Annotated in this window: 10 protein-coding genes; 8 read left to right on the top strand and 2 right to left on the bottom strand. The window is 53.5% G+C overall.

Translation table 11 applies throughout. The features are described from left to right. Nucleotides 1-8 precede the first annotated feature (8 nt). The 5 genes from pruA (at nt 9) to KVT34_RS23370 (ending at nt 6,884) form a co-directional block, all read left to right on the top strand. Nucleotides 9-1,580, top strand: a complete 1,572-nt coding sequence (gene pruA, locus KVT34_RS23390; protein ID WP_217561626.1) for an L-glutamate gamma-semialdehyde dehydrogenase — start codon at nt 9-11, stop codon at nt 1,578-1,580. Between the two features lie 230 nt (nt 1,581-1,810). After that, nucleotides 1,811-4,219, top strand: coding sequence for a class I SAM-dependent methyltransferase (locus KVT34_RS23385; RefSeq protein ID WP_217561624.1), 2,409 nt, complete (start codon nt 1,811-1,813; stop codon nt 4,217-4,219). Between the two features lie 74 nt (nt 4,220-4,293). Beyond that, entirely contained in the window at nt 4,294-5,064 is a 771-nt protein-coding gene (locus KVT34_RS23380) for an NUDIX domain-containing protein (protein ID WP_217561622.1), read from the top strand. Between the two features lie 66 nt (nt 5,065-5,130). Then, a complete protein-coding gene (pnuC, locus tag KVT34_RS23375) occupies nt 5,131-5,829 on the top strand; it encodes a nicotinamide riboside transporter PnuC (protein ID WP_217561620.1) in 699 nt (232 codons plus the stop codon). Further along, nucleotides 5,826-6,884, top strand: a complete 1,059-nt coding sequence (locus KVT34_RS23370; RefSeq protein WP_217561618.1) for an AAA family ATPase — start codon at nt 5,826-5,828, stop codon at nt 6,882-6,884. Before pnuC ends, KVT34_RS23370 begins: the two co-directional genes overlap by 4 nt. A gap of 81 nt (nt 6,885-6,965) precedes the next feature. On the opposite strand, the gene KVT34_RS23365 is transcribed toward KVT34_RS23370, so the two are convergent. Further along, a complete protein-coding gene (locus tag KVT34_RS23365) occupies nt 6,966-7,355 on the bottom strand; it encodes a VOC family protein (protein ID WP_042234631.1) in 390 nt (129 codons plus the stop codon). A 236-nt stretch (nt 7,356-7,591) separates the two neighbouring features. Between KVT34_RS23365 and efeO the strand changes: the two genes are divergently transcribed. The 3 genes from efeO to KVT34_RS23350 are packed head-to-tail and all read left to right on the top strand — an operon-like array spanning nt 7,592 to nt 11,605. Then, entirely contained in the window at nt 7,592-8,479 is an 888-nt protein-coding gene (gene efeO / locus KVT34_RS23360) for an iron uptake system protein EfeO (protein WP_217561616.1), read from the top strand. Then, the gene (gene efeB, locus KVT34_RS23355; protein ID WP_217561614.1) at nt 8,476-9,774 is read left to right on the top strand and encodes an iron uptake transporter deferrochelatase/peroxidase subunit; all 1,299 of its coding nucleotides are present in this window, start codon (nt 8,476-8,478) and stop codon (nt 9,772-9,774) included. The genes efeO and efeB overlap by 4 nt, the downstream gene beginning before the upstream one ends. Continuing rightward, nucleotides 9,755-11,605, top strand: coding sequence for an FTR1 family iron permease (locus tag KVT34_RS23350; protein ID WP_217561612.1), 1,851 nt, complete (start codon nt 9,755-9,757; stop codon nt 11,603-11,605). Before efeB ends, KVT34_RS23350 begins: the two co-directional genes overlap by 20 nt. 66 nt (nt 11,606-11,671) lie before the next feature. Here the strand turns inward: KVT34_RS23350 and ant(6) are convergent, their stop codons facing one another. Then, nucleotides 11,672-12,526, bottom strand: a complete 855-nt coding sequence (gene ant(6), locus KVT34_RS23345; RefSeq protein ID WP_217561610.1) for an aminoglycoside 6-adenylyltransferase — start codon at nt 12,524-12,526, stop codon at nt 11,672-11,674. Between the last annotated feature and the right edge of the window lie 116 nt (nt 12,527-12,642).

Genomic DNA, 12,642 nt, shown 5'->3' with positions numbered 1-12,642 from the left:
TGGCCATTATGACAACGAACCAAACGACAATTGCCCCGTTCAAAAACGAGCCGTTTACGGATTTCACGCAAGAGGATAACAAAAAAGCGATGCAGGAGGCTCTGGCCAAAGTTAAACAGGAGCTCGGCAAGGAGTATCCTCTTCATATCGGGGCGGATAAAGTAACGACCGAAGACAAAATTGTCTCGATCAATCCCGGGAACATCGACCAAGTAATCGGCCGAGTCAGCAAAGCTACTCAAGAGCTTGCCGAACGCGCCATGCAGACGGCTTTGTCCACCTTCGAGACATGGAAAAAGGTGCCTGCGCGCGAACGCGCCGAGTATTTGCTGAAAGCGGCGGAGCTGATGAGACAGCGCAAGCATGAATTTTCGGCCTGGATGATCCTGGAGTCCGGGAAGAACTGGGCGGAAGCCGATGCGGATACGGCGGAAGCGATCGACTTCATGGCATTTTACGCGAGGGAAGCGATCCGTCTAAGCGAGACGAATACGCATCAGCCGCTTACGAAGCTCGATGGCGAAGATAACCGCCTGACTTACATCCCCTTGGGAGTAGGCGTGGTGATTCCGCCGTGGAACTTCCCGCTGGCGATTTGCGCCGGTATGGCTACTGCGGCTGTCGTTTCGGGCAACACGGTGCTTGTGAAGCCGGCGTCCACTACCCCCGTCATCGCTCACAAATTCGTGGCTCTTATGGAAGAAGTCGGTTTGCCGGCCGGCGTAATCAATTACATTCCGGGCAGCGGGGCCGAAGTCGGCGATTACTTGACGACGCATCCGAAAACCCGTTTCGTCAGCTTCACCGGTTCCAAAGAAATCGGTCTCCGCATTAACCGTCTCGCTGCCGAAACGGCGGAAGGCCAGATCTGGATCAAGCGCGTTATCGCCGAAATGGGCGGCAAGGACGGAATCGTCGTCGACGAAACCGCCGATCTTGATGCGGCTGCCGCAGCTATTACCGCTTCGGCATTCGGCTTCCAGGGACAAAAATGCTCGGCCGGTTCCCGCGCCGTTATTGTGGAATCCGTCTATGACGAGATCGTGGAGAAGGTTGCCGAGCTGACCAAAAAGCTGGAAATCGGTCTCCAGGATGAAAACTACGCCGCAGGTCCCGTGATCGACGAAAACTCTTATAATAAAATCCTTGAATATATTGAAATCGGTAAAAAAGAAGGCCGTCTCGTTACGGGCGGCGGCAAAGCCGAAGGAAACGGCTATTACATCCAGCCGACTGTATTTGCGGATGTGGACGGCAAGGCACGCGTCATGCAGGAGGAGATTTTCGGTCCCGTACTGGCCATCGCGAAAGCGAAAGACTGGAAAGAAGCGATCGCCATGTACAACGATACCGAATTCGGCTTGACCGGCGCTTTCTTCTCCAAAGACGAAAGCCGCATCGAGACGGCTCTCCAAGACATGCACTGCGGCAATCTTTACATTAACCGCAAATGTACGGGCGCGTTAGTCGGCGTTCATCCTTTCGGAGGCTTTAACATGTCCGGTACGGATTCCAAAGCGGGCGGCTACGATTATTTGCTTCTGTTCACGCAGGCTAAGCTGACTTCCAGAAAACTGTAAGGCGTTTCACGAAAAGCTAACGCGCAGCAAACGGTTATTTGCAGCTGTACCGCGAAGACCGCAGGACTCTTTAGGAAAGGCTGCTTTAACTATAGGAGACAGGGAGGAACGGAAGTTCCTTTCTGTCTTTTTGTCTTTTATCGGGTGAATTAAATCTTTCCCCTTTGGGTTAAACATCATATGATTGCTATAACGACTATCTTGTTTTGACAGGAAGGGAGGATCTACACATGCTTACTTCACTAAAAGAGATCGAAGCATACCGTCGAGGCACAGAACCTCCGGTTCCTGCTTATACGTGGCTGCGGTTTCTCGTTTCGGCGGAAGAGCGGATTGTCAATCTGGAACGGATCCGGTCCATTCATGAGTTGGCGGATGCGAACCCCGTACTGGATTATGTGGAAAGAACGCTGCGCATTCTGGACGGGTTGAAGCTTTCTTTCTGGGTGAAAGAAATTTTGGAAACCGTGCTCGTCTGGTCGGAAACGGCCAAAGGCGGAACGGTCCGCCAGCGGATGCAGTGGCAGGCCGACGGGATTAATTTGTTCGTTCATAATATAGGGGCGGCGCAGCTTTTTGACCGTTTTAACGAAACGGGCGAGACGGGGACGGACAAGCTTCTCGTGATCCGTACCTTGATCGAAACGCATGGCTTGATCGGCCAGTATATACGGGGCGAAGTCCCCTTTGAAGGAAATGAGCCTTTGACGGAGATCGTCAAGCGGGGGCTCCTGACTCCCGAAGAACTCCATAGCTTGCTGATTCCCCTGAACCACTGCATCATCGGCGCTGTTTCGCCCGAACTGTGGAGCGCGGTGCGAAGCGAAGTGGAGGAACTGACAGGGCATATCTCCAGCGGAGAGCAGCCCGGGGTATGGTCGGTCCGTGAGCGGCTGCGCAAACTGAGAAGCGGCTCCATCCGCCGAGGGGAGAACTTCGAAGCCGAATACGAGAAAGTAGCGGAAGCGCTGGAGGCGATTGAACTCGCCCGTGCGGACGAAGCGGGAGCGCCGGAGGCGATTGAACTCGCCCGTGCGGACGAAGCGGGAGCGCCGGAGGCGACTGAACGCGTCCGGGAGGACGAGGCGGAAACGCCGGAGGCGATCGAACGTGTTCGGGTGGACGAAGCGGGAGAAGCGATGCCGCAGGGCGGGCAAGTATTCGTCGGCGAAGCGCTTGACGGGAGGACGGGGGAGGCCGGACAACCCGCACGGGCCATGCAAGCCGAGCACATGGGTCAAGCCCGGTACCCCGGACTTGCCCTCGAAAGAGCGCTGCAACCTCTAGCGGGAAAAACGCTGTGGTACGTGGAATCCGCGCTTCAGGAATTCAGCCTGGAGGAAGTTGTGAAGGTGTTTATGCTTGCTTTGCAAACGGGAGCAACCGCCGACTCGGCCATGACTATGACGGATGAACCCGTCCATCATATCAGCTTCGAGCGGCTGATGAACGCCATGTATTACGATTACAAGGGTGTGAAGAAAATCAATGTGTACAAAAAACGCATCATTGAAAAGTTTCTTCGCGAGCTTGCTTTTGAACATATAGGGTCGAGCGGGGCGCCCGTGAACCCGCACCTGGCCTATAAGGTAGAACGCAGCCCGTCGGCTGCGGACACGGTGTTCTTCACCTTCGAATTTTCCGCTGCCGCCGAAAAACTAATTGAGTTTTGTATGGAAGCGGAGAAATCGCCTCTTTATGAGAAGGCGGTATTGCTCCTGTTCGACCTATTCGAACTGAGACGTGACGCCTACGACCGGTTTCATAACGAGGAAGAGTATTTGGAGACGATGAACCGGACAGCCGACTATAAGAGCGTGATGCTGGAGTTTATTACGGGGGAAAAGGTGCTTGATATCGGGCCGGGCGGCGGCGTTATGCTGGATCTGATCGAGCAAAGGCTGCCGGATAAGCAGCCGGTCGGAATTGACATCTCCACCAATGTCATTGAAGCCTTAAACCGTAAGAAGCAGCTTGAAGGACACCGTTGGGAGGTTCTAAAAGGCGACGCGCTTAATCTGAAAGATTACGTGCATCCGGGCACTGTCGGAACCGTTATTTTTTCGTCCATCCTGCATGAACTGTACTCCTACATCGAATGGAACGGTTCAAGATTCAACCTGGACACGGTGGCAGCCGCTCTGCGCAGTGCTTTCGATGTACTGGCCGCAGGAGGGAGAATTATTATCCGTGACGGCATAATGACGGAACCCGTAGAGATGAAACGTCGTATTCGTTTTCTGGCGCAAGAGGACAAAGAGTGGCTGCAGCGGTATGCGGGTGATTTTGCCGGAAGACAGACCCAGGTCGAGTATGCGGAAAACGGCGATGCGGTGATGCCGGTGAACGATGCCATGGAGTTTCTCTACACGTACACGTGGGGAGAGGAAGCTTATGTTCATGAAGTGCAGGAGCAGTTCGGTTACTTTACGCCCTCCGGCTATGCCGATTTCATCGGAAAGGTGCTGGGACCGGAAGCCGTTATTGTGGAATTCCGGCACTTCCTGCAAGAAGGTTATACAGACGCGCTTGCGGGCAAAGTCGTTTTCATGGACGAGAAGGGTTCGCCCGTTCCGCTTCCGGACAGCACTTGTTTGATTGTCATTGAAAAAAGAGGAGAAACCCACCTTGACAATTAAAATTAATATGTCATAATGATAATATCAAATTGATAGTATATATATTTGTTCTCTAAGAAACGGCAGGTGCAGACATGAACCCGAATTTGGAGGAAGAGAATTACTCGGCGGGCAAATACAGAACCCCGGACGGCGCTCCCGCGGATATCGTGATTTTTACGATCACTTCGACCGAGCGCGGCACGGTCAAAAAATCTTTGCCCCACCGGGAGCTGCAGGTTCTGCTCATTCAGCGCAAAGGTTGGCCGTTCGCGGGGCAATGGGCTCTTCCCGGAGGCTTCTGCAAGGAGACGGAGACCGTGTACGATTGCGCAAAGCGCGAGCTGAGGGAAGAAACCGGAGTCGGGGAGGTGCATATTGAATACTTCAATGTGTACAGCACGCCCGGCCGGGATCCGCGGGGCTGGATCATCTCGCATGCTTTCTTCGCGCTGGTGCATGAACAGTATCTGGCGGGGCGGCAGGCAGCGGATGACGCAGCCGATGTTAAGCTTTTCTCCGTGGAAGAGGCGCTCGGGATGGAGTTGGCGTTCGATCATAAGCAGATCCTTCAAGACGCTTTGGCTCAAGTCCGCCGGCAGATGCTGACGACGATTATTGCCAAGGAATTTCTTCCCGAAGAATTCACAATCAGCGAGCTCTACCAAGTTATTCGGACGCTGGTCCCGGAATTTGAGGAGAAAAATTTTATCCGTAAAATCACCTCCACCCAAAGCCGCAAAGGAATTATAGAGGAAGTGAGGGATTCCAGGGGCGAGCGCAAATTCTCCAACCGCTATTCACAACGTGCGGCTCAGCTTTACCGGTTTACCGGAGATGTGCCTCAGTTGTCATTGTACAGCTAGGCTTTTCTTTTAGTTTTTGATATTGTCATTTTAATATTATTAAATTAATCGTTTGGAGGGAATGAAATGAAAAAAACCGGAACCATGCTTGTGCTGCTAGCCGCGATGCTGACGATTGCCTGGTTGACTTCTTCGTCTGCTTTTGAAATCGCAGCAACAACGACGGGACTGCTCTGCGTCTGGCTGACGGCCAGAGAAAACATATGGTCGTGGCCGATTTCGCTGGTTAATGTGGCCTGTTTCTTCTATATGTTCTGGGAGGTAAAGCTCTACGCGGATATGGCGCTTCAAGTTTTCTTTTTCCTGTTGAGCATCTATGGGTGGATCGTCTGGCTCACAAAAAGGGAAGGGGCGGGCGTGCGTCCGACGAGGAAAATAGCGCCCTGGCTGATCCTGCCTCTGGTTCTGTTTCTAGTTGGGGCGACGGCGGGCTGGGGATATGTTCTGCACAAGTATACCGACGCCTCCATCCCTTACGCGGATGCGTTTATCGCTACGCTTAGCATCATTGCCCAACTGCTCCTATCGGCTAAGATTCTGGAAAATTGGACGGTGTGGATTGCGGTGGATGTGCTGTCGATCGGCATGTACGCCTACAAGGGGCTGGATACGATTGCGTTCTTGTATTTGATCTACTTGGGCATCGCGATAGCCGGACTGATTACGTGGAAAAGAAACTATAGAGCCGCGGGTCAGGAAGGGTTTTGTCTTACACCGGAGCCTGCGGGCAATCCTCATAGCACGGAAGGAGGTGCATGGAAATGAATACGGAAAAGAGGAACATACAGGATACGGAGCTGAAAAAAGGATCTGTAACCACCGGACTTACTCTGGGCAAATTCGCTCCGCTTCATAAAGGGCACCAATTGATGATCGAGACGGCGATAGAGGAAAACGACGACGTGATCGTGCTCATCTATGACAGCCCGGATGTCACGGATGTCCCGCTCCCGGTAAGGGCCGCATGGATACGGACGCTGTATCCCGGCGTTGAAGTGATTGAGGCCTGGGACGGACCGGCAGAGAACGGATACACGCCCGAGATTCAGAGGATGCACGAGGAGCACATTCTCGCCATGCTTGGCGGCAGAAAGATTACGCGTTTCTATTCCAGCGAGAAATACGGAGACCATGTAAGCGCCGCACTGGGTGCGTTTAACAGGCAGGTAGATCCCGATCGTCTGAAAGTACCGGTCTCCGGCACGCGGGTTCGCCACGATCCGTACGGCCAGCGTCGTTATGTAGATCCTGTCGTCTATCGGGATTTGATTACGAAGGTTGTGTTTCTGGGGGCTCCGTCGACCGGAAAAACAACGCTCGCCAGTTACTTGGCGAATCTTCACGGAACGCAATGGATGCCCGAATACGGGAGGGAATATTGGGCGGAACACCAGATCGGCCACCGTTTGTCAAAAGAGCAGCTCCTGGAAATCGCGGAGGGTCACGTGGAAAGGGAAGAGAAGCTGACGGGGGAAGCCGATAAGTATGTATTCGTCGATACCGATGCCCGCACAACGTTGCGATTCTCGATGTATTATCACGGCGGAGCGCTGCCGAAGCTTCATAAATTGGCGGAAGATGCCGCTGCACGTTACGATTTGGTCTTCGTATGCGACACGGATATCCCTTACGACGACACGTGGGACCGGTCGGGCGACGCCCAGCGGAATCTGTTCCAGAAACAGATTCTGGCGGATCTGAACATGCGTCGTATCCCTTATTTTGTGCTCAGCGGTACGCTGGAGGAACGGGCTGCCCGGGTTAATGCCGTATTGGCCAAATACCGGAAATACCGCAGTCTCGCCGAAGTGCTCGCATAATCCAGCCATGTAAGAGGGAGAGTCCTGACGGGACTCTCTTTTGTTGTCCGCCAAGCCAGACGAATCAAAGACGGCAACCCGTTAAACGTCGGGAGCAACCACTTCGACCTTGATCCGGTCCGGGTCTTCGAAATAAACGGCATAATGCCGGGGGCCGCCCGCATGCGGATGCTGTTCCCGGTACAAGACGCGGACGCCTCTTGCCGCTAACGCTTCCGTCAGCCCGTCCACCTGTTCTCTGGATTTCGCGTGAAAGGCGAGATGGTTCAAACCGGTACGCCGCCTGTGGTAGGGAAGGTCCAGGAAACGCTCTTCGGTCTGAACAAAAACCAAGTACGTATCTCCGCACTTCCAACTGATACCTTTCTCCCAGCGCTGAAACGTCTCGTAACCCAGTTGGCTCAACAGCCATTCCCAGAACGGAGCCGATTCATTCAAATCCGACACATTGATTTCGACGTGATGAAGCATAAAAACCTCCTGGAAGCTCTTGTAAACAGTATAAACAAGAACATTTGTTCTTGTCAATTCTTTTAAAAAAGGCCTAACTGAACAGCATGCAAAAAACGACCTTTTTACCAAAAAAAGATATTGATAACGATTCTCATTATTGATATACTCGTTTTGGGAATTTGTGATGAACGGACATGAAAAAACCATGCTTTATCATCCTGTTTTCAGCCAAAAGAACTTGAGGAGTTGTCTCTATGAAGATTCGTTATGTCGCGCTTTTTGCAGCTTGCACGGTGCTTTTTACAGGATGTGGTTCCAAAAACAATGAAAACGCGGGTGCTTCCGCAACTCCGGATGCCAAAGCCACTCCGGCAGCGGCAGCGGCAACTCCGGCTCCGGCAGGCGATGAATCGTGGAAACCGATTCTCGACGCTTACCGCACGTACGCCACGGAACAATCCGATCTGTTTGTCAAAGAAACGGAAAAGTTCGTGAAGGCCGTTAAATCCGGAAATGTAGAAGAGGCCAAAAAACTGTACGCGCCGACCCGGATGTATTATGAAAGAATCGAACCGATCGCCGAAGCTCTCGGTGATTTGGACCCGAATATCGATGCCCGCGAGAACGATGTGGAAGAGAAAGACTGGCGCGGATTTCACCGCATCGAACAGGCGCTTTGGCAGAAAAACACGACGAAGGGCCAGGAAGAGCATGCGGACCGTCTTTTGAACGATGCGAAGCAGCTTCGCGCTCTGATCGAAACGGTCGAGGTGGATTCGAGCCTGCTTGTAACGGGTGCGGTTGAGCTTTTGAACGAAGTGTCCGCCTCCAAAGTGACGGGGGAAGAGGAGCGTTATTCGCATACCGATCTGTATGATTTCGTGGCTAATGTCGAAGGGGCAAAGAAGATTTACACCCTCCTGCAGCCTAAGCTCAAGAGCAAGGACGCGGCGCTCGAAGAAACGATCGGTGCGAAGTTCAAAGACCTGGAACAGGCGCTTGCTACCTATAAAGAAGGGGACGGGTATGTCTCTTACGAGAAATTGAAGCAGGATGATACGAAAAAATTGAGCCGCCTGCTGGATGCGCTGGCCGAGCCCCTTTCTCAAATGGGAACGATTTTGGGAGCGGCTGCGAAATGAGCGGGAACGATAACGATCGGAAAAAAGGATTTTTCGATAAACCGATCAGCCGCAGAGATATTCTGAAGCTGGCCGGCGTTGGCGGCGCCGGGCTATTGCTTGGCGCCGGCGGCGCCGGCGCCCTCGTTGCGGCGCAGGCGTCCAAAACGGAAAAGGCGTTTTCCGCCTCGGGAGCCGAAACCGATCCCCAGGGCGCAGTGCCTTTCTACTGCGGCCACCAGGCGGGAATCGTTACGCCCGTCCAGGATTTCATCTGCTTTGCGGCGTTCGATGTGACGGCTTCTTCCCTCGCGGAAGTACGGAAACTCTTCCAGGCATGGACGGCCGCAGCGGCTAACATGGCTCAGGGCATCATGGTCGGCCAGGACGACGGCAACGAGCTGCTTCCTCCCTCCGATACGGGTGAAGCGGCGGGGCTCACACCGTCCCGGACGACGATAACCTTCGGAGCCGGGCCGTCGTTCTTCGACGGCCGCTTCGGTCTCGCGGGCAAGAAGCCCGAGGCCCTCCAGGATCTGCCGGCGTTCGGCGGAGACGAGCTGCGGCCGGAATGGTGCGGCGGCGACCTGTGCGTGCAGGTGTGCGCCAACGATATGCAGATCGCGTTCCACGCGATCCGCAATCTGGCTCGCATCGCACGGGGCAAGGCCGTCCTCCGTTGGACGCAGGAAGGCTTCCAGCGGACGGGATATTCGGACCCGGCCAAAGCGACACCGCGCAACCTGATGGGCTTCAAGGACGGCACCGGCAATCCGGATGTCAAGGATGAGCAGGAGATGAAGAAGGTCGTGTGGGCGGACAGCGCGGACGGAAGCGGCTGGATGCACGGCGGAAGCTATATGGTCGTCCGCCGGATCCGGATGCGGATCGAGGTCTGGGACCGGTCCACGCTGGCGGATCAGGAGGCCACCTTCGGCCGCCACAGGAACAGCGGCGCTCCGCTTGGCGCATCGGGAGAGTTCGATGCGCCGGATATGGAGAAGAAGGACGCCTCCGGCAAGCCGGTCATTCCGGCTACGTCGCACTTCAAGCTGGCCCGCGGAGACGGTTCCGTCAAAATTTTGCGCAGATCTTACTCCTATTCAACCGGAATAGACCACAAAACAGGCCAGCTGGATGCAGGTCTCTTGTTCGTTTGCTACCAGCGCGATCCGCGCAAGCAGTTTGTTCCCATTCAGAAAGCGCTGGGCAAGAGCGATAAGCTCAATGAATATATCGTACACATCGGCAGTGCGGTCTTTGCCTGCTTTCCCGGCGTGAAGGAGGGCGGATACATTGGCGACACCCTTTTTTAAACGGAAAAAACGCAGCCTTTCTTTAGCCGCAGGCCGGAACGTTTTCAAAATCGGTCTGGCGGCGTTTCTGCTGCTGATCAGCGTAACCGCGGCGGGGACCGGATACTCCCCGGCTTTTGCGGCTGGCGAAAGCAAGTCGTCAGGCGCGGACGGGATGCTTCCCGTAGTCGGAGGCGCGCTCGTTGAAGCGGGGCAGGGAAGCTGGGCGAAGGCCGCCGAGCATCTGGCGGAGGCCGATAAGATTTGGCAGGCTAACGCCGCCAAATCCTCCGCTGCGGCAGCGGACGTCAACTCGGCTTTGGCGCACGCGAAGAGAACGGTCGCTGAGGGGGATAAGGACCCCAAGGCCGCAACCGCGGCTCTGTCGGAACTGGCCAAGGCCGTGAACAAGTATGCGAAGGAAGGCCGGCAGGACGCCCAAACGGGCCAGTCCGGGCAGGATACGGCGGCAAGCCTGCTCCCCGTCATGACAAAGCTCGCTGCGAGCATCCAGTCGGGCGATTTAACTCAGGCGTATAACGATTATAAAACGTTAAATAACGGATGGCTCAAAGTCGAGCAGGCGATCCGAAGCGATAATTTTACCGTATACAGCGGAATGGAGACGCAAATGAGCATGATCCGCGTGGCTCTTCAGGCCGAGCCTAAGCAGCCCGAGCAGGCTGCAAGCGAAACCGCGGCTCTCATTCAGCTCGTGAACGACTATACGGCCGGCAAGATCGTATCCAAAGCCCCGGAACCCGCAGACATGTCCGTTGCGGAGCTGATCGGGATTCTCGACCAGGCTTCTTCGGACATTGCGGCCGGACATCATACGGAAGCGGCGGGGCAGATGCAGGCTTTTATTCAAAAATGGCCTTCGGCCGAAGGGCAGGTCAGAATCCGTTCCGCGGCCGTCTATACGCAGATCGAAAATCAGATGACGGAAGCTTCGCGTTATCTCATGTCGGTTCCACCTGCGGGAGATAAGGCGAAGGAAGTCATCGCGGCCATGCGGGAACAACTACAGCCTATGACAGGCGAGAAGCGGTACACGGCCGTGGACGCCGGGCTTATTCTGCTGCGCGAGGGCCTCGAAGCGATTCTCGTCATCTCGGCGCTGCTCGCTTATTTGAAGCGTACCGGCAACGGGGATAAGCGCAGGTGGATCTGGTCCGGCGTCGGAAGCGGTCTGCTTCTGAGCGGAGCGATGGCGTTCCTGCTTTCCTATATGATTTCCCAGGCTGCCTCGGGCAGTACACGAGAGCTCATTGAAGGCGGAACGGGGCTCCTTTCCGTCATTCTCATGCTGACCGTAGGCAATTGGCTGCACGCCAAATCCAATGTGAAAGCGTGGAACAGCTACATTGACCGGCAGATGGGCAGCGCTCTGGCCGGCGGAAGTTTATGGTCGCTGTTCGCGGTCTCTCTTCTCGCGATTCTGCGCGAAGGGGCGGAAACGACGATCTTTTATGTGGGGATGGCGCCTTCGATTGCGCCTTCTCAGCTGTTCCTCGGTATCGGAGTGACGCTCCTGCTGCTGATCGGCCTTGGTTTCGCCATAATCCGGCTGAGTGCCAAACTGCCGATCCGCCCGTTTTTCATTACCGCATCGGCGCTTATCTACTACCTTGTTTTCCGCTTCCTCGGGGAAAGTATTCACTCCCTGCAGGTCGCGTCGGTTGTATCTGCCCATTCCGCATCCGGACTTCCGTCCGTGGATTGGCTGGGAATTTATCCGACGTGGGAAACGCTGCTCCCTCAGTTGGCGCTGCTCGCTTACATAGCGGCAAAGCTGCTTAGAAGCAGATCCGGTAAGGCGTCTTCTGAGCCTGCTTTGACTAAGCGTTAACCTTTCGTAAGAACCTTTTTCCATTTTTAATGGGGAAGGTTCTTTTTTTGGTCCATTCACATTCATTCAGGTCAATGAAGTATAAATACGTTCCGTATACGTAGTAATGGTTTCATCGTAATCGGGGTACGTATAGTCGAGACTTTCTGCCACAGCCTTTGAATATTTTCTAAATAGCTCGTAACAAGTCAATAAAGACTGCCACATCTCCGGATACCCGTTCTCGGCATAGGTCGATAATAAGGATTCCCAATCTTCATTTGGAAGGTAACGATTTATAAATTTGTAGTTCTTCCCCACACTAAAGGTATATCCCTGTTCGGATCCGATTTGCCAAGCCATCATTCTCAATAAATTGGGTCTTGCAATCTCGTTTAAATGATCCATGGCAAACAGGATTTCTTTTCTCGCCAATCCTTTTACTACATAAGTTGAAACCATCCAAAATTCATTGCAGCAATCATCAAATTCTCTCGCGGTCGGCTTTTTAATCCAATACTGGCGATCGTCTGCAACCACTTCATTTTTGATGAGAGTATCCTTATCGAGCAAGACCTCAACTAAACCATCGCTATTGGTGAAATAATCCTCCACCTCGTTAATCGGAATAAGTGTCAGATCTACTTTATTCCCATCCTCAAAAAGAATTAAATAGGAAAACCAATTCCCCAATTCTGACGGAAAAAGCTCCATATCCTCCGGTTTTTGCAGCATAACGCGATTCCCGAAAGTTTCAAGCCATTGATCATTTTTCTTGAAAGAATCCATATCTGTTACAAAGTAAGAGATGTCATAATCTTGGTATGTATCAGGGGGAATATTTTTGTTGGTACGCGACCCTTCCAAAGTTGCCAACCGGATTCTATCATCATTCCTAGCGAAATCTACCAGGATACTCATCATTTCTTGTTCACTTCTCATTCTAATAATTCCTCCGTTCCAACCGTTATCGTCGTGAAAAAGATCTTGAATCAAAAGTTAATCATTTCCAATCTAAGATGTTAACTAAATTATAGAGCAAATTTTCGTATGTATAA

The sequence above is a fragment of the Paenibacillus sp. GbtcB18 genome (genome assembly GCF_019091125.1).
GTDB lineage: Bacteria > Bacillota > Bacilli > Paenibacillales > NBRC-103111 > Paenibacillus_F > Paenibacillus_F chitinolyticus.
This window is presented reverse-complemented; position numbering and strand designations above follow the sequence as displayed.